21 protein-coding genes and 1 pseudogene are annotated in these 22,073 nt (G+C 65.3%); 12 read left to right on the forward strand and 10 right to left on the reverse strand.

Features of this window, described 5'->3' with window-relative positions; all coding sequences use genetic code 11:
* The first annotated feature begins 16 nt into the window (after positions 1-16).
* Together NR187_RS19745 and NR187_RS19750 are read left to right on the forward strand one after the other, a co-directional pair.
* Positions 17-1,594 (forward strand): sodium:proton antiporter, encoded by a 1,578-nt coding sequence (locus NR187_RS19745; protein WP_211381163.1) that lies wholly within the window; start codon positions 17-19, stop codon positions 1,592-1,594.
* An 84-nt stretch (positions 1,595-1,678) separates the two neighbouring features.
* On the forward strand, positions 1,679-2,449 hold the full coding sequence (locus NR187_RS19750; protein ID WP_211381162.1) for a hypothetical protein: 771 nt from the start codon (positions 1,679-1,681) through the stop codon (positions 2,447-2,449).
* A 179-nt stretch (positions 2,450-2,628) separates the two neighbouring features.
* On the opposite strand, the gene NR187_RS19755 is transcribed toward NR187_RS19750, so the two are convergent.
* The 5 genes from NR187_RS19755 to NR187_RS19775 all read right to left on the reverse strand — a co-directional run bounded on the left by NR187_RS19755 (position 2,629) and on the right by NR187_RS19775 (position 7,759).
* A complete protein-coding gene (locus NR187_RS19755; RefSeq protein ID WP_211381161.1) occupies positions 2,629-3,435 on the reverse strand; it encodes an SDR family NAD(P)-dependent oxidoreductase in 807 nt (268 codons plus the stop codon).
* 12 nt (positions 3,436-3,447) lie between these two features.
* Positions 3,448-3,831, reverse strand: coding sequence for a DUF1850 domain-containing protein (locus tag NR187_RS19760; RefSeq protein WP_256807318.1), 384 nt, complete (start codon positions 3,829-3,831; stop codon positions 3,448-3,450).
* A complete protein-coding gene (locus NR187_RS19765; RefSeq protein ID WP_211381159.1) occupies positions 3,828-5,939 on the reverse strand; it encodes a TRAP transporter permease in 2,112 nt (703 codons plus the stop codon). Before NR187_RS19765 ends, NR187_RS19760 begins: the two co-directional genes overlap by 4 nt.
* A gap of 171 nt (positions 5,940-6,110) precedes the next feature.
* Positions 6,111-7,058 (reverse strand): TAXI family TRAP transporter solute-binding subunit, encoded by a 948-nt coding sequence (locus NR187_RS19770; protein ID WP_211381158.1) that lies wholly within the window; start codon positions 7,056-7,058, stop codon positions 6,111-6,113.
* A gap of 221 nt (positions 7,059-7,279) precedes the next feature.
* A complete protein-coding gene (locus NR187_RS19775) occupies positions 7,280-7,759 on the reverse strand; it encodes a hypothetical protein (protein WP_211381157.1) in 480 nt (159 codons plus the stop codon).
* A 196-nt stretch (positions 7,760-7,955) separates the two neighbouring features.
* Between NR187_RS19775 and NR187_RS19780 the strand changes: the two genes are divergently transcribed.
* Positions 7,956-8,270: a hypothetical protein gene (locus NR187_RS19780; protein ID WP_211381156.1), complete on the forward strand. Its 315-nt coding sequence runs from the start codon at positions 7,956-7,958 to the stop codon at positions 8,268-8,270.
* A 74-nt stretch (positions 8,271-8,344) separates the two neighbouring features.
* On the opposite strand, the gene NR187_RS19785 is transcribed toward NR187_RS19780, so the two are convergent.
* A complete protein-coding gene (locus tag NR187_RS19785) occupies positions 8,345-9,559 on the reverse strand; it encodes a hypothetical protein (protein ID WP_211381155.1) in 1,215 nt (404 codons plus the stop codon).
* A gap of 56 nt (positions 9,560-9,615) precedes the next feature.
* Entirely contained in the window at positions 9,616-10,245 is a 630-nt protein-coding gene (locus NR187_RS19790) for a CoA pyrophosphatase (protein ID WP_372703222.1), read from the reverse strand.
* Between the two features lie 67 nt (positions 10,246-10,312).
* Between NR187_RS19790 and NR187_RS19795 the strand changes: the two genes are divergently transcribed.
* From NR187_RS19795 to NR187_RS19825, 7 genes and pseudogenes are all read left to right on the forward strand, one after another.
* The gene (locus tag NR187_RS19795) at positions 10,313-10,738 is read left to right on the forward strand and encodes a PaaI family thioesterase (RefSeq protein WP_249128789.1); all 426 of its coding nucleotides are present in this window, start codon (positions 10,313-10,315) and stop codon (positions 10,736-10,738) included.
* 161 nt (positions 10,739-10,899) lie between these two features.
* Positions 10,900-11,922, forward strand: a complete 1,023-nt coding sequence (locus NR187_RS19800) for an aldo/keto reductase (RefSeq protein ID WP_211381152.1) — start codon at positions 10,900-10,902, stop codon at positions 11,920-11,922.
* Between the two features lie 15 nt (positions 11,923-11,937).
* Positions 11,938-13,123 (forward strand): annotated as a pseudogene (locus NR187_RS19805) (tetratricopeptide repeat protein).
* A gap of 195 nt (positions 13,124-13,318) precedes the next feature.
* Positions 13,319-13,894 (forward strand): hypothetical protein, encoded by a 576-nt coding sequence (locus NR187_RS19810; protein ID WP_211381150.1) that lies wholly within the window; start codon positions 13,319-13,321, stop codon positions 13,892-13,894.
* Positions 13,895-14,052: 158 nt separating this feature from the next.
* Positions 14,053-15,912 (forward strand): ATP-binding protein, encoded by a 1,860-nt coding sequence (locus tag NR187_RS19815; protein ID WP_256807319.1) that lies wholly within the window; start codon positions 14,053-14,055, stop codon positions 15,910-15,912.
* Positions 15,913-16,132: 220 nt separating this feature from the next.
* The gene (locus tag NR187_RS19820; protein WP_256807320.1) at positions 16,133-16,702 is read left to right on the forward strand and encodes a cysteine hydrolase family protein; all 570 of its coding nucleotides are present in this window, start codon (positions 16,133-16,135) and stop codon (positions 16,700-16,702) included.
* A 180-nt stretch (positions 16,703-16,882) separates the two neighbouring features.
* Positions 16,883-17,200: a hypothetical protein gene (locus tag NR187_RS19825; protein ID WP_256807321.1), complete on the forward strand. Its 318-nt coding sequence runs from the start codon at positions 16,883-16,885 to the stop codon at positions 17,198-17,200.
* 53 nt (positions 17,201-17,253) lie between these two features.
* Here the strand turns inward: NR187_RS19825 and NR187_RS19830 are convergent, their stop codons facing one another.
* The 3 genes from NR187_RS19830 to NR187_RS19840 are packed head-to-tail and all read right to left on the reverse strand — an operon-like array spanning position 17,254 to position 19,928.
* Positions 17,254-18,525 (reverse strand): NAD(P)/FAD-dependent oxidoreductase, encoded by a 1,272-nt coding sequence (locus NR187_RS19830; protein ID WP_211381146.1) that lies wholly within the window; start codon positions 18,523-18,525, stop codon positions 17,254-17,256.
* Positions 18,526-18,534: 9 nt separating this feature from the next.
* Positions 18,535-19,245 carry a RibD family protein gene (locus NR187_RS19835; protein ID WP_211381145.1) on the reverse strand — a complete coding sequence of 237 codons (711 nt, stop codon included), beginning with the start codon at positions 19,243-19,245 and terminating at the stop codon, positions 18,535-18,537.
* A 20-nt stretch (positions 19,246-19,265) separates the two neighbouring features.
* Positions 19,266-19,928: an FABP family protein gene (locus NR187_RS19840; protein WP_211381144.1), complete on the reverse strand. Its 663-nt coding sequence runs from the start codon at positions 19,926-19,928 to the stop codon at positions 19,266-19,268.
* Between the two features lie 299 nt (positions 19,929-20,227).
* On the opposite strand from NR187_RS19840, the gene NR187_RS19845 reads away from it, so the two are divergent.
* Positions 20,228-20,380, forward strand: a complete 153-nt coding sequence (locus NR187_RS19845) for a hypothetical protein (protein ID WP_211381143.1) — start codon at positions 20,228-20,230, stop codon at positions 20,378-20,380.
* A gap of 321 nt (positions 20,381-20,701) precedes the next feature.
* Positions 20,702-21,844, forward strand: coding sequence for a helix-turn-helix transcriptional regulator (locus NR187_RS19850; RefSeq protein WP_256807322.1), 1,143 nt, complete (start codon positions 20,702-20,704; stop codon positions 21,842-21,844).
* The last annotated feature ends 229 nt before the right edge of the window (positions 21,845-22,073 follow it).

Consider the following 22,073-nt stretch of genomic DNA (forward strand, 5'->3'; position numbering starts at 1 on the left):
GGATTGGTGCTAGCTTGTGGCGCCGGTCAAATCGGTTTCGGGGATCGACGTGTCGACATTCGAATGGATCATCGCACTGCTGCTCGGCGCCGTTGCATTATCGGCGCTGGCCCGGCGGATCAAGGTCCCCTACCCGACCTTTCTTGCCATCGGCGGGGCGCTGATCGCCTTCGTGCCGAACAGCCCGTCCTGGACGCTCGAACCCGACCTGGCATTGGCCCTTTTTGTCGCACCGGTGCTGCTGGATGCCGCCTTCGACACCTCGCTGCGCGATCTGCGCAAGAATTGGGTTCCGGTCTCGACCCTGGTGGTGGCCGCTGTCGGCCTGACCACGGTCGGCGTGGCCTATGTCGCGCACCGGCTGATGCCTGACATGCCCTGGGCCGCCGCAATCGCGCTCGGCGCCATTGTGGCGCCACCGGACGCCGCGGCCGCCGTCGCGATCCTGAGCCAGGTCAAGCTGCCCCACCGCATGGTGAAGGTGCTGGAGGGTGAGAGCCTGCTCAACGACGCCAGCGCGCTCCTGATCTATCGGATCGCGGTCGGCGCCGTCGTCATGGAGCACCTCAAATGGAGCGAGGTCGCGCCGACGATCGCGCTGGGATTGGTCGGCAGCGTCGTGGCGGGTCTTGTCGCGGGGCGCATCATTCCGCTGTTCATGGAGCGCGTGAAGGAAGCGCCGAGCGCGATCATCGTGCAGTTCGCCACCACCTTCATGGTCTGGATCGCCGCCGAGCATCTCGGCCTCTCCGGCATCCTCACCATCGTGGTCTACGCCATCACCATCGCGCGCACGGCGGGCGAGCGCATGCCGGCACGGCTGCGGGTGCCGTCCTACGCGGTCTGGGAGACGATGGTGTTCGTGCTCAACGTGCTCGCCTTCATGCTGATCGGCATGCAGATGCGCCCGATCTGGACCCGGCTGGACGCGGAGGTACGCTGGGAATATTGCGTGGCGGCGGGCTGGATCCTGCTCACCGTAGTGCTGGTGCGGCTGCTCTGGATCACATTCTACCGCACCACGCTGCGCGTGCTGATCGCGCGCGGGATCTATCATCCGAAGGATCCCAAGGCCGTCGCCTCGCCGAAGGGCGGCCTCATCATCTCCTGGTGCGGCATGCGCGGCCTCGTCACGCTCGCGACCGCCTTTGCCCTGCCGGAGAACTTTCCCTATCGCGACTTCATCGTCTTCATCGCCTTTGCGGTGGTGCTGGGGTCGCTGGTGATCCAGGGCCTGACGCTGCGGCCGCTGATCCTCGCCTTCAACCTCAAGGACGACGATCCCGTCGGCATCGAGGTCGCGCGCGCTCGCGCGGCGGCCTATCGCGCCGCGCTCGACGCGATCGAGGACGATCCGTCGGAAGAAGCGGAGATCCTGCGGCTCGAATATCGCGCCATCCTGATGCAGGCGGACGACGATCCGAACGGCGGCATCACCAACGGCGAATTGCCTGCCGATCCCCTGCGCCGCCGCGCCATCGAAGCCGCGCGCAAATCGATCTTCAGCCTGCGCGCCACCGAGGTGATCGGTGACGACGCCTTTCACCGGATCGAGGAGGAGCTCGATCGCGCGGAATTGAGCGCGGGGGGATGAGGCTCGTCGTCCCGGACAGGCGCGCGCCGATCCGGGACGACATTGGCGTTTGAACCAAACGCCGCCTCTCCAGACTCATCACTCATGACGACCCTGATCGACGACCGTCGTGTACGCGCGCGTGATGCGTCGCCTGCACGATATTTTTATTTCCACATGTCCCTGGCCTGTGCTGCCACCGCATTTCTCGGCTTTGCACCGACCTATTTTGTGCCGCTCGCCCACCGGACATTTTCCGCAAGCCCGGTGATCCATTTTCACGGACTCTTGTTCTTCACCTGGTCTCTCTATTTCGTGATCCAGACCTGGCTCGCAGCCTCAGGCCGCGTGGTCAATCACCGGGCGCTCGGCATCGCCGGCGTCTCGCTCGCGACCGCGATGACGATCTTCGGTTTCCTCGCCTCCGTGCATGTGATGCAGCATTCCGCCGCGCTCGGGCAGAAAGACGCCGGCATCGCCTTCTCGATCGTGCCGATGAGCGGGATAGCGTTCTTCGCAGGTGCGTTCGTGCTCGCGATCATGAACACGCGGAAGCCCGATATTCACAAGCGCCTGATGCTGCTCGCAGCGGTCTCGATCCTCGATGCCGCGATCGCGCGCTGGTTCCTCACCTTCCTCGCGCCTCCGGGACCGCCCGGCCCGCCGCCGGTGCCGGTCACGATCGCGCCGGCCGTGGTCGCCTCGCTGCTGCTCGTCGTCGCCATGGTGCGCGACTGGCGCACCGAGGGCCGCGTGCATCCGGTCTACATCACGGGCACGCTCGCGCTGCTGGCGGTGAAGGTCTTGAACTGGCCGATCAGCGAGACGACGGCGTGGCATTCCTTCGCCGGCGGGATTCTGGCGCTGGCGCAGTAGCAGCCAGACACTCCACCGTCGTCCCGGACAAGCGCAGCGCCGATCCGGGGCCCATAACCACAGGACGCCGTGTTTACGAATTCTCGGAGTGACTACTCAGCAAACAAATCTACCCTGTGGCTATGGGTCCCGGGTTCGCGCTCTGCGCGCCCCGGGGCGACAGCGGAGTATGAGACGGCTTACGCGCCCGCCTTGCAGGTGATCCCGCCGTCGACCACCAGCTCGATCCCCGTCACATATTTCGACTCGTCCGACGCCAGGAACAGCGCGGCGTTGGCGACGTCGAAGGCGTCGCCCATGTGGCCCATCGGCACCTGCGCATCGCGCGCGCGCCACATCGCCTCGACGTCGCCCTTGGCGTAGCTGTTCGCAAGTCCGGCGGAATGCTCCACCATCGGCGTCTTCATCAAGCCGGGCAGGATCGCGTTGACGCGCACATGATGGCGCGCGAACTCGATCGCGGTGGTGCGGGTCATCTGGTTCATCGCCGCCTTCGAGGTGCCGTAGGTGACGTAGGAGATGCCCATGTGGCGGATCGAGGCGATCGAGGAGATGTTGATGATCGAGCCGCCGCCCTGCTTCACCATGACAGGAATGACATGCTTCATGGCGAAATAGGCACTCTTGAGATTGACGCTGAAGACGCGGTCCCAGCTCTCCTCGGTCACCTCGACCACGCTACCCATTTCGGCGATGCCGACATTGTTGTCGAGCACGTCGACGCGGCCATAGGCCTTCAGGCACGCCGCGACCATCGCCTCGATCTCGGCAGGCCGCGAGACGTCGGCGGTGAAAGCGGTCGCGTTGCCACCTTCATCCGTGATGAGCTTCGCGGTCTCCTCGGCCGCCGCGCCGTTGCGGTCGACGCAAAACACCTGCGCGCCCTCGCGCGCAAAGGTCACCGCGGTAGCCTTGCCGTTGCCCCAGCCCGGTCCGATCGAACCGGCGCCCACCACCATCGCAACCTTGCCCTTGAGCCGATCCATCGCGTGTCTCCCTTATTTCTGCTGTTCTTCGCAGACCTTCATCGTGGTGACGTTAGCACCAATGGGATGACCGACAATCTCCGACAACGTCCGGCACGTGCCGTCATGGCAGAGCCGCCATTCCCCCGCCGCGCCGGAATTGCCGAGCACGACCTCCGGCATCGGCGCGCGCTCAGGCCTCCACTGAAACCAGCCGTCGACCAGCCGCGCCTCGGGCGGCGGCTCCATGCCGGGGCCGGTGCCCTTCACCCGCGCCTGCACCAGTTCGAGACCGGCGGGGGTGACGCGCCAGTCCTCCTGCCAGTCGACCCTTGCGATCGAATGCGTCCACACCAGCGTGAAGGCGGTCAGCGCCAGCGCCTTCACGCCCGAGGCTGTCGCAAGACAGAGGCTCACACCGCCTCGACCGTTGCCGGCGGACGCTGCCGCCACTGCCACAGCGCCACCGCGGCAGAGAGCAGAAAGCCTGCGGTGTCGCTGAACGGGAAGTCGCCGAGCAGGCAGAGCGCGGCGCCGAGCGCGACCAGGCGTTCGAGCAGCGTCAGGCGCGTGAACAGGAAGCCGATCGCCACCATGCCGAACAGCGCAATCGCCACCAGCGCCTTGAAACTCGCGAGCGCCACCGCGCCGTAGAACCCGAGCTTGGCCGCCATGGGATCGCCGGCCTGCAGCATCAGGGCCGGCGAATAGACGAAGATGAAGGGAATGACGTAGCCGGCGAGCGCGATGCGCATCGCCTCCCAGCCGATCTTGTCAGGGTTCTCCTTCGCGATCGGAGCCGCCGCGAGCGCTGCCAGCGCCACCGGCGGCGAGAGGTCGGCCATGATGCCGTAATAGAACGCGAACATGTGGCTCGCGATCAGGGGCACGCCGAGTTTCGCCAGCGCGGGCGCGGCGAGCGCAGCGGTGATGATGTAGGTCGGGATGGTCGGAATGCCGGTGCCGAGCAGGATCGACAGCAGCATGGTCATGATCAGCGCCAGGAACAGGCTCTTCTCGCCGAGACCGATCACCCAGCCGCCGAAGATGGTGCCGACGCCGGTCTGCGACATCATGCCGATGATGACGCCGACGATGGCGCAGGCCATGCCGACGGTGATGGCGGATTTGGCGCTTTCGGCCAGCGCATCGCGGCAGGCGCGCAGGGCGGCAAACCCGCCGCGCACGAACGCGGTGATGACGATCAAGCCGACGACGACGCCTGCAACCGGCACGATCTGAAGGCCGTCACGCGACAGCGCCGCGACGACGAGCGCAAGCCCGATCCAGAAGATGGTGCGGATCGCCGTGTGAGAGACGCCCGCCGTGATGCTGGCGCCCAGGATTAACGCCACCGTGAGCGCGAGGCCCATGCTGCCGGCATAGAGCGGCGTGAAGCCTTCGAACAGCATGTAGACCAGCGCGGCGAGTGGCAGCACGAGATACCAGCGTGTCACCAGCGCCTTCCAGGCGCTCGGTATCTCCGAGCGCTTCATGCCGGTGAGACCGTGCTTGCCGGCTTCCAGATGCACCATCCAGAAGGCGGAGGCGAAATAGAGGATCGCGGGGATCGCGGCCGCCTTCACGATCTCCGAATACTGGACGCCGAGCGTCTCCGCCATGATGAAGGCGACCGCGCCCATCACCGGCGGCATGATCTGCCCGCCCATCGAGGCCGTGGCCTCGACGCCGGCGGCGAAGGCGCGGCGGTAACCGAACCTGATCATCAGCGGAATGGTGAACTGGCCGACGGTGACGACATTGGCGACGCCCGAGCCGGAGATCGTGCCCATCATCCCCGAGGCGAACACCGCGACCTTGGCCGGGCCGCCGCGGGTCCTGCCGAATAGCCCAAGAGAAACGTCAGTGAACAGCTGGATCATGCCGGCGCGCTCCAGGAACGAGCCGAACAGGATGAACAGGAAGATGTAGGTCGCCGAGACGTAGATCGGCACGCCGTAGAAACCTTCGGTGCCGAACGACAGATGCGTGATGATCTGGTCGAAATCGTAGCCGCGATGGTTGAGCGGCGACGGCAGATACTGCCCGAAGAACCAGTAGACGAGGCAGGCGCCGCACATCAGCGGCAGCGCCGCGCCCATCAGGCGCCGTGTGCCCTCGAAGATCAGCACCGCGAGCAGTGTGCCGACCACGAGATCGAGGCGGGTCGGATCACCGTCGCGCGCGATCAGATCCGCGTAGAAGATCCACTGATAGAGACCACATAAGAAGCCGGCGCCGCCGATCACCCAGCCGAGCGCGCGGCCGGCCGCGCTCTTCGCGGTGAAGTTGCCGATCAGGCCGAAGGTGAGGAGAACGAGGAAGCCGACATGGACCCCGCGCACCACCTGGCTCGGCAGATAGTTGAAGGCGGCGACATAGAGCTGGAAGGTCGCGAACGCGATGCCGATCCAGTAGGCGAGATGGCCCCACCAGCCCGGACCGAACCCTTCCGGGAACCCATGCTCGAAATTGTCGAACTCGACCTTGATGGGCGCCGCTTGGCTACCCTCTGCCTGCAACATCGATATGTCCCCGCGCCCTGCTGGGGCGTTCTTACAGCATTCGCGCTGCGCCCTGAATACGTCATGCCCGGGCCAAAGCGCGAAGCGCGTCTTCGCGTAGACCCGGGCATCCATCGAAAGGCGATTGTTTGAGGATGGATGGCCGGGTCAAGCCCGGCCATGACACCTGTCCTACTTGATCAGCCCTTTTTCCTTGTAATAGCGGATCGCGCCGGGGTGCAGCGGAACCGGACTGCCATTGGCGGCCGTCTCGAGCTTGATCTCCTTGCCGGCCACGTGCGCGTTCTGCAATTCCGGCAGCGACTCGTAGACCAGTTTCGTCATCTGGTAGGCGAGATCGTCCGACACCGCCGAGCTGGTGACGAGGTAGTTCACGACGGCTGCGGTCGGAACGTCCTTGTCCTGGCCGGCATAGGTGTTGGCCGGAATGATCGCAGCGATGAACGGAGGGCCGATCTTGTCGACGGTCTCCTTCGGCACCGACACCACCGTGATCGGGCTGGACGTCGAGAGATCCTTCAGCGAGGCGACGCCGAGGCCGGCCGATTGCAGCGTCGCTGCGAGCTGCCGGTTCTTCATGAGGTCGACGGATTCGGCGAACGGCAGATACTCGACCTTGCCGAGGTCCTTGTAGCTCATGCCGGCCGCCGCGAGGATCGCGCGCGAATTGAGCTCGGTGCCCGACTTCGGCGCACCGACCGACAGGCTCTTGCCCTTGAGATCGGCCAGCGTCTTGATGCCGCTCTCGGCGGTCGCGACGATCTGGATGTAGTTCGGGTAGATCGCGCCGATGGTGCGCAGCTTGTCGAGCTTGGTCTTGAAGCCCGCCTCCTCGTCGCCATCCCAGGCGGCCTTGAGCGAGTCGCCCAGCGTGAACGCCAGTTCGCCGCGGCCCTGCTGGAGCAGGATCAAATTCTCGACCGACGCCTTGGTGGCCTGCACCTGCGTCTTCACGTTCGGAATCTTGTCGCCGTAGATCTTCCCGATCGCGACCCCGAGCGGATAGTAGACGCCGGAGGTGCCGCCGGTCAGCACGTTGATGAAGGATTGCGCCTGGGCGCAAGGTGCCGACGCCGCCAGAGCAAGAGCCGCGGCCACGCCGATGATCGTCCGTTTCATGATTTTGTACTCCCCAAACCGGCGGCGAAATTGGCCGGATGAGGGGTGCGGGTCAACCCATCCAATAGGCAAAACAGGACTGCAGTAAACGGCCGATCCGGCTCGGCTTTTGGGGAACCCGGCGGGTGCGGCGAGGTGGCGCAGCCGGAGACGATGGCTGCGCCCGAACCGATCGGGTTCGAGCGCGCGACCAGCTCACTGGCATGCCCTACTGGCAAGCCCTACTGGAAAGTCATGTCCAGGCACTTGGAAATGTCGGAGCCGAGGCCCGAGGAGATGGTGATGCAGCCGCGGATCTTCTGCGCGTTGACGTCGGCGGCCCAGACCGAGTAGCCGCCGGGGCCGAAGAACGAATTGGTGTTCGGCGGCTCGGTCTCGGTCACGTCGAAATCATAATGGCCGTCGCCCTCGAAGATGCGCGGCTTCTTGGTGCAGCCGCCGTCGGTCTGGACGTTGATGACTTCCTTGTTGTCGCGGGTCAGCGCCAGCGAGACCTGGCAGCGGAAATATTCCGAGGTCTTGGTGTTGAAGAGGTAAGTGTAGGACTTGCAGGTCGCGGTGTTCAGCTTGCCCGGGGCAAGGCCGCGGCTGCACGAAATCCGCTGGTTGTGGCTGAGCTGGTAATCATCGGCCCAGGCGGCCGGCGCCAACGCGGTCAGCAACAGGCCGGCGGCCGAGCAAGCTTTAGTGACGAGGTTCATCCGAATCATCCCCTACCCCATATTTTTGTCGAATTGCGTTCTAGACGGAAAGCGGAACATAGTCGCGCGGGGACGAAGGGAAAATCACAAACTGCTGGGAAAGACGTGATGCGCTGCGGCGCTTTCGCAAATTGACCAGGACACATCGTTCGTGATTTGTTCAAGTCGCGGACCCCAATGGCGGGGAGGATGGATGATGGCATTTTCAACAAAGACATTTGCACTTGTTTCGGTTGCACTCGTAACGGCGCTCGGCGCGTTCGCCGCGCCGGCATTCGCGCAGACCACAGCCACGCCGTGGGAGCTCAAATCCGACACCGGCTATGCCTATGACAAGGAAGGCAAGACCCTCTCCTACAAGATGGGCACCAACAATGCCGGCGAGCTGCTGAAGGGTGCCAAGAAGGTGCCAAAGGGCACGCTGTTCTTCATCGGCCAGAACGGCCAGCTCTACATGCGCAGCGGCCCGTATCTGGAAGGCGACGGCAAGTTCAAGTTCGGGTCGAATTAGCAGGCGGGCGGCGCGGCGCCACGCGTTCGGCGTCGTCCCGGAAGGAGGGGACGTCACCTTTCATAGCGCTGCCGTCAAAACGCCCCCGCCAGCTCCCGCGCGCCGGCATTTTTGCCATTGCTGTCCATCCGCGTGTCCGTCACCGCGAGCAGCTTGGCCACCGTGTTGTGCCGGATCGCGACCGGGTTGCGCTCATAGCCGCCGCGCTGGAAGAAGTTCGAGGTCGGCACCTGCTCGCGCATCGCCTGCGGCATCGTCACCATGTCGAGGCCGGTGCCGTCGCCGGTGAGGTTCATCATCTCGAGCTCGGCCGCGCTGAGCGGGCGGGTGTAGCCCTTGGCGCGCGCGAACAGCACCGACGTCAGCAGCTTGTGGGTCTGCAACATCGGACCGATATCGATGTCGAGCACCATCGCATGCATGGCCCAGCCCTGCGCGGTATTGCCGATCTTCTCGTGCTCCGACCAGGAGTCGGGCACCGACTTCGCATGCGCCACCATTTTCTTCAGGACAGTGAGCTTGTGCTCGAGCGATTGGCGCGCCGGCCCTGAGGTCCGTGCGACCTTTTCACTCAGCGCACGAATGAATTCATGGCCCTGCTCGGCCAGCAGCTCGACGCTGTTGGTGGTCAAGAGCTGATTGTAGCCCATCGCGGTCGAGATCGCGCGCTTGCCGCCATGCTCGATTCCCGCCTGCACGTCGTAGCTGCCGGTGCCGCCGGTCTCGAACGAATAGACCCGCACGGCCTGCTCGCGCGTCAGGCCCGAAGCGAGCGCGTAACGCGCATAGGCACGCTTGAACTCGATCTCGCTGGCCGGCCGCTGCGGCGTGAAATGGTAGAGGTCCTGCGCCGCGCGGAGGAGATCGGCGACGACGGGTATCGGCTTCCTGGTCGGGCGATCCGGCGTTTCCTCCGGCTCCGGGTTCACCGGCCGCTTCGGCCCGCTGTAGAGCGGCGGATGCTCCAGCACATAGTCGTCGAGCGTGATCTGCTGCCCGCTGCGCCGCTTGGCGTTGCGACCTTTCCGCTTCTCGGAGATCTGGCTCCAATAGGCGCCGGCCTCCTCGTCGAAGGCCGCGCGTGCGGCCTGATATTCCTGCAGCTTGCGGCGATATTCGAGCACGGCGGGCGACGCCCCACCTTGCGCAAAAAACTGCGACAGCAACTGCGCCTTGGCATCGCGGACGGCGGGCGCCAGCGCGTCGGCCCCGCCACCACGCGCGGCGGGCGCGAGCAGAACGAGCGCGAGTGGAACCAGCCTCACGGCATTTCGAATCGAATGACGCATGCCGCCCTCTTAGCAGGCATCCGGTAACCGTCACGTTAACGCGCCGTTTACCATCGTCACTTCCAGGCGAACACCGGCTGTTCCAGCTCGGTGACACGGGTATGCCGTCCCGCCAGCACCTCGCGGAACTGGTAGATCAGCGCCGCCGTCGGCGCGTGGATCAGGCTCGCCTGGTGATGGAAACGGATGACGCGGCGCGTGCTCTCGGGGATCGCGACGAAATCGAAGGCCTCAGTGCGTTCGATCGTCGCGAGCGCGATGCGGTGGACCGAAGCCACCTCGTCCGGGTTTGGCTTGATCGCCGCGCTATCGGCGGCCCAGACCACGACCGGTGTGATCAGATAGCCCGAGCGGGTCGGATAATCGTCGAGCGTGCCGAGTACCTCTGCGCCGGTGAGGCGAAGGCCAAGCTCCTCGTCGAGCTCGCGCAGCGCCGCCTCGACCGGTGTCTCGCCGGCGTCGCAGCGTCCGCCCGGCAAGGCCCATTGGCCGCGATGGGCACGTAGATGCGATGCGCGCAGCGTGAGCAGGAAGGCGGTGTCGTCGCCTTCATCGGATGCGGTCAGCGCAAGCACCACCGCAGCACGCTTCAACTTGGACGGCTCGGCCTCGTCAGGCAGCCGCGCGAAGGACGCGCAGGCGTCTGCGATATTCCGTCTGGTGGCATCATCGAAAGCTCTCATGATGCTTGACTACACCAGGACTGCATCTGATGAAACGAGGAGAAAGACGCGTGCAAGGATGGACTGGGCGATGATCGACAAGACCGCCGCAAAGCTCAAATCAGACGGCTGGACGATCGTCGACACCAGCGGTTTCATTCACCTCATCGGCCCGCTCTGGGAACGCAAGGTCGATGGCCACTACGAGTTCGCGCTGGCCACCGAGGACAAGCACCACAACCGCCGCGGCATGGTCCAGGGCGGCGTGATGATGACCTTCGCCGACCGCACCTGCGGCATGACCGCCCGCTACGAGACAGGCAAGCACTACATGGCGACGGTGCAGCTCGACACCCATTTCGTCGAAGCCGGCAAGATCGGCGACATCCTGATCTCCCGCCCGCGCGTGGTGCGGACGACGCGCAGCCTGATCTTCATGAGCACGGAGGTGTTGGTTGAAGACCGCTGCGTGGTGATGGCGAATGGCGTCTTCAAGATATTGAAGGGGCCGGAGTAGGCGGCCGGTCATACTGCCACCGCGCTCCCCACCCACAGCTGTCGTCCCGGCGAAGGCCGGGACGACGAGAGATGACGCATTCCTGGACTGCTTCGCTGCGCTCGCAATGACCGAACCGGGCGGCTATGCTGAAGCTTCCGATAAAGTCGAGGAAACAGCCCATGCAATACCGCCAACTCGGCCGCAGCGGCCTGAAAGTGTCGCCAATCTGTTTGGGCACCATGATGTTCGGCGGGCCGACGGATGAAGCCACGTCGAAGCGGATCATCGCGAAGGCGCACGAGGCAGGCATCAATTTCATCGACACGGCGGACGCCTATTCGAAAGGTGGATCCGAGGAGGTGGTGGGACGCGCCATCGCCGGCAACCGTCACGCCTGGGTGCTCGCCACCAAGCTCGCCAATCCCATGAACAATGGTGCGGGCAACGATCCCAACCGCGCCGGCCTGTCGCGGCGCTGGGTGCTGCAGGCCGCCGACGAAAGCCTGAAGCGGCTCGGCACCGATCACATCGACGTCTATTATCTGCACAAGGAAGATCATGCGACGCCGCTGGAAGAGACGGTGCGCGCGATGGGCGATTTGATCCGCGCCGGCAAGGTGCGCTATTTCGGCGTCTCGAACTACCGCGCCTGGCGCGTCGCCGAGATCTGCAACATCTGTGACCGGCTCGGCATCGACAGACCCGCGGTGAGCCAGCCCTATTACAACGCGATGAACCGCATGCCGGAGGTCGAGCACTTTCCGGCCTGTTCCTATTACGGCCTCGGCATCGTGCCCTACAGCCCGCTGGCGCGCGGCGTGCTCACCGGCAAATACAAGCCGGATGCAGTCCCGGACAAGGAGACGCGCGCGGGCCGTAACGACACCCGCATGATGCAGACCGAATGGCGGCCGGAATCGCTCCAGCTCGCGCAGGAGATCAAGACCCACGCCGAGAAGAAGGGCATCACCGCCGGTCAGTTCGCGGTCGCCTGGGTGCTGAACTCCGCCTTTGTCTCCTCGATCGTCGCCGGCCCGCGCACGGAGGAGCAATGGAACGGCTACACGGGCGCGCTCGACTATCGCTTCACGGCGGACGACGAAGCGCTGATCGACAGGCTGGTCGTTCCGGGTCATCCCTCGACGCCTGGCTATAACGACCCGGCCTATCCGATCGAGGGCCGCCGCGCACGGACGGCTTGAATCGCGGAGACGACGATGGCGCTTGAAGACCGCTACGGCCTGCCGCTCTCCACCTCTTCGGATGAGGCAGCAAACGCCTATCGCGAAGGTGTCGACCACATGCTCGCTGGCTGGACCGGCACGGCGGAGACGCTGGAGCGCGCCATCGCCGCCGATCCGGACTTTGCGCTTCCCCATATCGCCCGCGCCCGCGTGCATGCCTTCTATCAGCAGGGCGACCTCGCGCGGCAGAAGGCGGCCCGCGCGCGCGAGTTGGTCGCAAAGCGCGGCACGGAGCGTGAGCGTTCGCATGTCGAGACCCTGGCGCTGGCGATCGAGGGCCGGCTGCCCGAGGCGATCGCGGCGACGCTGAAACACGTCGAGGCATGGCCGCGCGATGCCGTGGTGCTGTCGCTGCCGCTCGGCGCGTTCGGCCTGTTCGCCTTCTCCGGCATGGCCGATCACGACCGCGCGCGGCATGAGCTGTGCGAGCGCGTCGCACATCATTACGGCGAGGACTGGTGGTTCCTCACCATGTCCGGCTGGGCCATGACCGAGAATGGCGACGTCGCCCGCGGCCGCGGCGTCACCGAGCGCGGCTTCGACCTGCGACGTCAGAACGCCCATGCTGCGCACGCGGTGTTGCATGCGATGTTCGAGGACGGCTCGATCGAGGCGGCCGACCGGCTCGTCGACGAATGGATCCCCTCCTACGACCGCGCCGGAATCCTGCACGGCCACATCCGCTGGCATCAGGCGCTCGGCGCGCTCGAGCATGGCGACGCGGCCCGCGCGCTTGCGATCTATGCCGACGTGCTCCAGCCTTCCGCCACGCAGGCGCCGCCGCTCAACGTCATCACCGATGGCGCTGTTCGCCGCGGCAACGCAAAACCGCGAGGCGCTCGCCGCGCGGCTCACCGTGATCGAGCAACGGCTCGCTGACGGCAAGCTGCCGGCCGGCCCCGTGGTGCCGGCGATCTGCCGCGCGCTGGCGGCCTTTGCCGACGAGGATTACGCGGCATGCGTGCAAATGCTCACGCCGGTTCTCGCTGACGTCGTGCGCATCGGCGGCAGCCACGCCCAGCGCGAGCTGATCGAGGACACTTTTGTCGTCGCCCTCATGCGCAGCGGCGAGTTGCCCCGCGCCCGCGCGCTGCTCGATGCCCGCCTGCACCGCCGGCCCTCGCTCCGGGATACGCGCTGGCAGGCGGCGATGGGCTAGTTTGCCACGAAAAAAACATCGGCCTGGCGGCAAGTGCCTGCTAGGGACGGGGTTGGCGCGATCGGTCTGATCGCCGATGGGTGGCACGGTGGTATTCCAGAGAGGCATGGCCGGACGAACGGGATCGCAACCAATTTGCGGTTCAATGGTTGTTGGACGGACCTTTTCCGTGGCCCCTGGCATACGAGCCTGACGATGCGCCTCCGCCGACCGGTCCTGGCTGCAACACTCATCGCTCTCGCAAGCCCTTGTTTTGGCGAGTCTTCCTTGCCGATTCCCGTCAACAACCCTCCGGCCCCAAACGCTTTCGTCGACCTGCTGGCGCTGATGTCCGGCCACTGCAAGACGCTGAAGGTGGCCGGGCGCACGTTCGCCTGCAAGACGGTCGCCTACGCCCATGGTGACGGGGGGCGGGTCAATTTCGCGGTCGCGGTCGACGACCCCACAGACGAGAATCACGTCGTGTCGTTCTCCGGCGAGAACGGCAAGCGCGCCGACGACAATTCCTACGAGCTGCCGATCGACCGCATGCTGCTCAATTCCAAGGACCGCCCCAAGGTCGACGGCCTGCCGGTGCCGGCGGAGCAGACCTCCACCGGCATCTGCCGCCAGACCGGCAATTTTGCCGCCAGGAAGGTGACTGATGTCACCTGCTCTGCCACCGACAGCGAGGGCCGCCGCTACGAACTGCTGTTCGTCTCCGACGGTACGCCGGTGAGCGTGCGCCGTATCAGGCAATCGGCGCCGTCGATCCAGGATCCGTTCAAGTAACGGTCCTTCCTTACCGCTCTGCATGCGGGCGAGGCGAACTGCCGCCTGCGCGGCACCGCCGGATCACATCCTTTCGTTGAAACTATGGGACCGGCAGGTATGCTCGGATGCGTCCTCCTCGAGGAGGCGCCGGCAGCAAACCACAGGCCAACCCAGCAATGCGAACGATCATCGCGATCAAGCGGATCCTGATCGTCTGCCTGTTCGCAAGCCTGGCGCATGAATGCGCTGCAGCCGACGGTCCGGGGCAGCGCTCGATCCTGGTGCTGGAAGACGCCGACTTTCGTTCGCCGTTCTATTCGGAGATTTTTGCCGGTATCCGCACCGCCGCGAAGGACAATGGACATATCCATACCGTGATCTACGGCGAAAGCCTCGATCTCGCCCGTTTCCCGGGACCGGACTACGAGGAGAGCCTGGTCGGTCATCTCAAGACCAAATACGCGCACCGGTCGATCGACGTCATCGTCTCGATCGGCGTCGCATCGGCGAAATTCCTTCAGGGACGCAAGCACGACATCTGGCCCGCCGCACCCGTGGTTTACGGCTTCGTGCCCGATCTGCCCGAGGTGCGCGCGCTGTTTCTGCCCGGCACGACCGCGATCTTCGCCAAGGTGCTACCGACGCAGTTGCTGACTGCGGCACGCGCTGTCGTCCCCGACCTGACTAGCGTCGTCCTCGTGGGCGAGGCATGGAAAAATCCGCTGACATACGGCCACTGGAAGCAGGAATTCGCGGCCGCGATGCCGGATCTCGAGGTTATCGATCTGTCCGACAGGGTGATGCGGGAGGTGCGCGAACGGGTCCGCTCCCTGCCCCCGCGCTCTGCAATCCTGACCTCGGCGATGTATTCCGACGGCGAAGGCACCTACTATCTGCCGGCCGCGGCGCTTGCGCGCGTCGCCGAGCACGCGAACCGCCCGATCATCATCACCTCCGATACATTTCTTGGGCGGACGGGAGTTGGCGGCTTCCTGCTGCTGCCCGAAACCATTGGACGGGAAGCCGGCCAAGTGGCCATGCGGATTCTCGGCGGCGAAGCGCCGTCGAGCATCCCGCCCGTTGCCGGAGACAACGTGAAGCCGATCTTCGACTGGCGACAGCTCAAGCTCTGGAATGTGGACGAAGCCCATCTGCCCCCGGGTAGCCAGGTGCGTTTCCGGGAACCGAGCTTCTGGGAGCAGTATTACTGGCGCGTCATGATCAGCGCAGGCGTGGTGCTGGCGCAGACGATGATGATCGCCATCCTCCTGCGCGAGCGCAGGCTGAGATTTCTGGCGGAGGTCGAGGCACGTCAGCGCATGTCGGAGCTTGCCCACATGAACCGCCGTGCGACCGCAGGCGAGATGTCTGCCTCGATCGCGCACGAGCTGAGCCAGCCGCTCGCCGCCATTCTGATCAATGCTGAGACCGCCGAGCAGGTGTTGCAGGCGCCGGCTCCTGACCTCGGCGTCGTCAGGGATATACTGGGTGATATTCGCCGCGACGATCGGCGCGCAAGCGAGATCGTGGTTCGGCTGCGCTCGTTTCTGAAGAGAGTCCCCACAGAACGCCGCGAGCTCGACCTCAACGCGACGGTCGGCGAGGTGTTTCGGTTCCTATCGATCCAGGCCCTGACCTACGACGTCGCGCTCGCGACCGACCCATCGTCCTCGGATATCCGCGTCAATGCCGACAAGGTGCAGCTGCAGCAGGCCATTCTGAACCTGGTCATGAATGCCATCGATGCGGTGACCGACCTGCCGGAGGATCGGCGACGCATCGTCGGTCGAACCAGCCTCGCAAGCGACAATCAGGCCATGGTCTCCATCGCGGATGCCGGCGACGGCATCTCTACGGAAAAGGTGGCCGAAATCTTCAAGCCGTTTTTCACGACCAAGACGCAGGGCATGGGCATCGGCCTCTCGATCACGCGCACGATCATCGAGGCACATGGCGGGCGCATCTGGGCCGAGAACGCGCCGACAGGAGGCGCCGTCTTTCATATCAGCCTGCCGCTCGCAGGCATTGCGCGCTGATCGAGGGGGGCGACCTCGCCGAACCAGACCGGCAGCCATCACGGCCGCGCCCCTCATCGCCGACAAGGACGCGATCCTCACCGCGCTGTCCGAGCGCCACGGCTTCCCCCACCCGCATCCGTGAGCGGTTTCGCGCCGTCACGAAACGAGGGAAATTCGGCGTTGCCTGCGCCAGCCGGCGCCTCGCATACTCGGCGCGACAAATCGGAATCCGCTCTCCATGACCAGCTCCCTCCCTGCCCTCATCGTCGTCGACGTCCAGTGCGCGTTCGACCAGTGGGAGGCGGCGGGCAAGCGTCGCAACAATCCGGACGCGGCCGCGCGCATCGCCGATCTCCTGAAGGCGTTCAGGGCGAGCGGCGCGCCCGTCTTCCACATCCGCCATGAGGGTACCAAGCCGTCCTCGTCATTCCTGCCGACGGACCCCGGCTACGTCGTCAAGGACGAGGCGCGCGAACAGCCCGGCGAAGCCGTGATCGTCAAGCGCGTCAACAGCGCCTTCATCGGCACCGACCTCGAACAGCGCCTGCGCGCAGGCAACATCGCGACGGTCGTCATCTGCGGCGCCACCACCAATCATTGCGTCGAGACGACGACACGCATGGCCGGCAATCTCGGCTTCGACACCAGGCTCGTGCGCGACGCGACCTGGACGTTCGATCGCGTCGGCCCCGATGGCGATGCGCATTCGGCCGAGGCGATCCATGCGATGACGCTGTCGAACCTCGACGGAGAGTTCGCCCGCATCGTCACCGCGGGCGAGGTCATCGCTGCGCTCGGAGCGGCGTAACAGCAAGGCGATTGCAAGGCGATTACATGGCGACCGCGGGCCATGCGACGATAGATCGCGCGACGTTCCACCCTTCACGCGCGAATCGGAACTGACATCTGCGTCGTTTCGACGCCCGCACTCGCCGGAACGCGCCGGATGCCCATGTGTTGTCACACGACATTCAACTGGAGTGATGACATGAAGTATCTCATAGTCGCGATGGCCATCGGTGCGGCGGCGCTTGCCGGCGGTTCGGCGGCGAACGCGGCCAATAATTCGAGCGCGAGGCAGAACGCGCAGGCCAGCCAATCGACCGACATCAGTGCGCAGCACAGGCACCACCATCACGGCTATCGCCATCACTGGCGTCCTCGCCATCATCACGGCTATTACCGTCCGCACTACCGGAGCTACGGCTATTACCCGCGCCACCACGGCTATTACGGCGGGGGACCGTACGGATATTACGGCGGCGGTCCCAGCGTGAGTTTCGGCTTCGGCGGCAGCCGCTGGTAAGATGAAAGGCCCGCGCAATGCGGGCCTTTTTTCCGATACTCGCTCACGAGGCACTATCCTCGCAAGATCGTCCCCGCGGTCCCCAGACCGCTCGCCAGCGCCGCCTCGACCGTGCCCATGTCGGCTCCGCGATAGAGCGCCTCCCCGGAGAACAGCACCGCGCCGTCGGCACGCGCGAGGATCGTTTGCGCCTCGCGCGTCCGCGGCGTTGCCCAGGAATAGGCGCCGCCGGCGAATGGATCGTGCGCCCAATTGGTCGCGGCGGCCGCCACGAGATCGCCCGCGATGTCCTCGCGTGGCCGCTTGAAGACGGCCGCGAGCGAATCGATCCCGGCATCGATCAGCCCTTGCGGATCGAGTTGCGACAGCGTCGCCGTGCCCGGGCCGCCGGACCAGCCGGTGAGCACGTGATGCTGGTTCGGATATTGCGTCCACCACACCGGGATCGTCTGGTCCGACAGCAGGAAGGTCATGCCCGCGAGCTCCTGCCTGCGTTCGCGCCACCACGGCCGTCCGAAGCGCAGCAGGATCTTGACGACATTGCCGAAGCCGATATCGGCGGCAGCCGCCGCCTTCGCGCGCGCGCCGCCCGGCAGCGCGATCTCGCGCAGCAGCGGCAGCGGCACGGTGAGGATCACGCGATCGCAGGTAAGCACATCGCCGCCGGCGCAGCGCACGGCAATCGCGCCGCTCGCCTCCTCGATCGCCGACACCGCACGACCAAGCCGGATCGCAACCCCGCGCCTGCGGCACTCGGCCGCCAGGAAGCCGATCAGCGCACCATAGCCGCCATCGATGCGCGCCTGCGCAGAGTGCCCGCCATCCATCCATTCCTCGCGCAGCGCCAGCGTCGAGGCGCGCTCGGGGTCGGCCGCATCGTAGCCCTCGACCATGCGCTCGATCGAATGGCGCATCGGCGCGTAATCATCTCCGGCAAAATGCCGGCGCAGGAAATCGGCGACGGTGAGGTCGTCCTTGAGGTCCCGAAGCGCGGCTTGCAGCTCCGCCACGTGCGGATCGTGGCGATCCTCGCGCAAGATGTTCGCACCGTCGAAACTCCACTGCTCGCCGTCGATCCTCTGCAGGGACAGCCCGGCCTCGCGCAGCAAAGCGCGCGTGACCGGCGCCTCGCCATGGACGAATTCGGCGCCGCCGTCGGCGGGATAGCCGAACTCCGACGCCGGCAGCGGATGGATGCGTCCGCCGCAACGCTCGCGCGCCTCCAGGATCGTCACCTTGCGGCCGGCACGCGCCAGCTCGCGCGCCGCCATCAGGCCGGCCGCGCCGGCGCCGACGATGACGATGTGCTCTGACGTATCTAACATGCCGCGCTCTTACCGGCTCGCAGCTTGCGCGTCGTTGTCGATCAGATACCGCAGCAGCAGGACACCGCCGCCGAGCTCCCGCACGCTCTCCAGCGTCATCGCAGTCAGCGGCGCACGATGGTCGCTGTCGGAGTCGGAGGAGTCGAACACGAAGGGCGCGCCCCTGGCGCCATCGATCGCGGGACTGAGGATCAGGTTGAACTCGTCGATCAGGCCGGCGCGCAGGAACGCGCCATTGGCGACGCCGCCGCCTTCCACCAGCAGACGCTTCACCCCGAGCTCGCGGGCGAGAATGTCGAGCGCCAGTGCCAGGTCGATCTCGGACTTGCCCGCGAAGATGTAGGAGACACCCTCACCGCGCAGGCCCACGAGATGAGAATCCGGCACGCTCTCGGTCAGCACCACGACGATCGGATCGCCGCCGATATCGGAGCGGCCCCAGCCGATCTTGCCCTGCGCGTCGAGCACGACGCCATAGGTCTCGGCATCGCGCCGCGCGAACCAGTTTTGGCGCGGGAGCTTTTCGTTCGACGTCTCGAGATAGGGCTTGCCCTTGGCGAACTCCGAACCGGTGACGCGGCCGATCACCCAGGCATCGCCGCCGAGCTCATCGTGGACCTTCTCGAACCAGTCCGTGCCCGCGCCCTTCGGGCGCCAGCGGCTCGGATGCGTGCGTCCGTCCAGGCTGGAGTGCATCAGACAGATGACGTAGGGCTTCATGCAAATCTCCGCGCCGCGCGTCAGGCCGCCGTTCCGCCGCCCTTGGAGCGATCGTTCACGATCACCGCAAGCGGATTGAGCTTCGGCGGCGCGATGAGCTGCAGCGTGTTGGTGTCGCGATGGTTGAACGGCGCGCCGCGCACGAACAACTCGGTCTGGATCAGATAGGTCCAGCTGCCGTCGTCGTTGAAGGTGATGTCGCAGCGGTAGGCATCGGTGCGGAAGGCTTGTTCCAGAAAGTCGGTCGAGCAGATTCCGTAAGCGGTGTCGCCACGCTTCGCCGTGACGGAGATATTCCTGTCGTCGGGCCCGGCCTTGCCCGAGGCCAGCAGCACCTGCCCGCGCGGGATCGCCAGCGTCTGCATGATCAGCCCGGTCGCCGGTTCCCACAGCCAGTACCCGACCTGGTCGTGGAAGGTGATGTCTTCCTCCGGCGTGTTGATGTGGATGTGATAGCGCAGCCCGTAAAGCAGCTGCGGCCCGTTGGCCTGCGGATCGATCGGGTCCATCCGGATATGCTCGATGAAGGTCCGCCGCTCCGGCCCCTCCGCCTTCGGATTGACGTCGACGCCCTTGTCGGCCTGCCAGACGCCGGCGAGGCGGCGAAGCGGGCCGAGATTGGCCAGGCCATCGGGCGAGACGTCCTCCGGCTCGGTGAAGATATCGGCGGGAAGGGGAAGCATGGGGTCCTCGCGGAAAGTTGCGGGAACAGCCATATCACGGGGATGGGCGGCATGGCTTCACCTATGACCCACGCAAGCGGCGGCTGGCGTTGCAGCCATGCACAGATGGTCCTTGATTCACGATCTCAGAGCTTCGGCATCAACGGCGACGCCCCTTGGCCTGAACCGGGCATTTTGGGCAGGTGTTCGGCTGGCGAATACCGCCAGGACAACGTATGAAACCGGTCGCCGACTCGGAATCATCGGTTCGAGGCCTTGCGCGGCACGCACGCCGATAACCCATGCCCAACGGAAACATCATGCCTGTCAATCGCAACATCCTGTTTCTCATTATCGGCGCGCTGGTCGTCGTGGTCGGCGTCCTCGGCTACAACCTCTATCAGGACAAGAAGCAGCCGGAAGGGCTCCAGATCAATCTCGGACCCAACGGCGTCAAGATCCAGAACAAGTGATCAGCGAGCGGCCGGCACGAGCAATGCCGCATGCGCGAGCATCCCTTGAATCAGAACCCGGATGTGGCTTCGCTCATCCGGGCTTCTCGAGTTGATACCGACAAACCCGATCGCAGCTTACGCGCTGCCGCCTCGCCCACAACTGCCTCAGTTTTAATCAGGCGCCGATGCTTCCCAAGTTTTTGTGTTCGGCGTTCCCGTTGCGCCGCGGAATCGCAATGCTAAGACCATTGGCTGATGGGATTGTGACGACCTCCTTGCGCTGATGATGCCCGAGCGGACGTCGAGCGACGGCAGTGACTTTGAAGTGAGCAATTTGGAATGCAGCAGGCTTCGGTCGAGAAGTTCTCGGACCTCATCGGCGGTATCTATGATTGCGTGATCGCGCCTGAACGCTGGACCGGAGTTCTGGACGGGATTTGCGCAGAGTTCGGCTTTGCCACCGGCGCGCTCTCGGTCGCCAGCCTCACCAACATGAAGGCCGTCGTCAATGCGGTCTCCGGGTCCGATCTGGCCGAGATGGCACAGAACGGCATCGGCTATGGGGCCGACATCATCGAGCTCTGGGGCGGCGCCGAGCGCATTCAACAATATCCGCTCGGAGAACCCATCGTTCAATCCCAGGCCGTTCGGCAGGACATCATTGCCGGCAACCGCTATTATCGCGAATGGGCCATGCCCAAGGGCTTGTTCGACGCCGTGGCCGTCGGCCTCGTTCGCGACAGGACGATGGTCGGAAATGCGATCTTCAGCCAGCACGAATCGGCCGGCACCATCGACGAAGCGCAGCTCAATGGATTGCGCCTGCTCGCACCTCACATCCGCCGTGCCGTGACGATCAGCAACCTGTTCGACATGAAGGCGGTCGAAGCCACCACATTCGCCGCCACGGTGGAGGCGCTGACGGTCGGCGTCGTCCTGGCCGACGAGGATTCGAACATCGTTCACGCCAACGCCGCGGCCACCGCGATGCTCGCGGCCGGCGATCCGATCGTGGCAAGGCATGGCCGCATCGCCGTTCAATCGGCGGCGACCACCGCCACATTGCAGTCGGCCGTCGCCCAGGCCGCAAAAGACGAGGCGACGCTCGGCCAGAAAGGCATCGGCATTCCGATCCCTCGCCAGGGCGCCGACCCTCTCGTCGTCCACGTTCTGCCGCTGCGGCGCAGCCAGATGCGATCCGGTCTGGTCCAGCGCGCCGCCGCCGCCCTGTTCGTGACGTCAGCCGCGGGCCCGCCGCGACTGCCTCACGATGCGCTCAACCAACTCTATGACCTGACGCCGGCCGAGATTCGCATCTTCGAGCTAATCTGCGATGGGCACACCCGCGACGCGATCTCGGCATTGCTCGGCGTGTCCGTCAGCACCGTGAAGAGCCACCTCGTTCACGTCTTCGAAAAAACGGGTTGCAGGCGCCAGGTCGACCTGGTCAGGCTCGCGAAATCGCTGACGTTCCCGGTGTGAGGCGCGGGGATGACGGCGCGGTCGGCCGGACCCGCCCGGCGACAGGCTCAGGAAAATGTCACGATGAGCATTCCGCGGTGATCCAGCGCCTGCCCTCGTTCGTTCCCAGACCCAGAGGTCGCTTGTCGAGGCGCTATGATCGCTGCTATCCGAGCTTTAGATGCGCCAATCCGGGCGAAAGCTGGTTTTCCCTGGAGGATTGAAGCGCGGCTGTCGACTGGCGCGAGCA

This window comes from Bradyrhizobium sp. Bra64, from assembly GCF_024519875.1.
GTDB lineage: Bacteria > Pseudomonadota > Alphaproteobacteria > Rhizobiales > Xanthobacteraceae > Bradyrhizobium > Bradyrhizobium japonicum_G.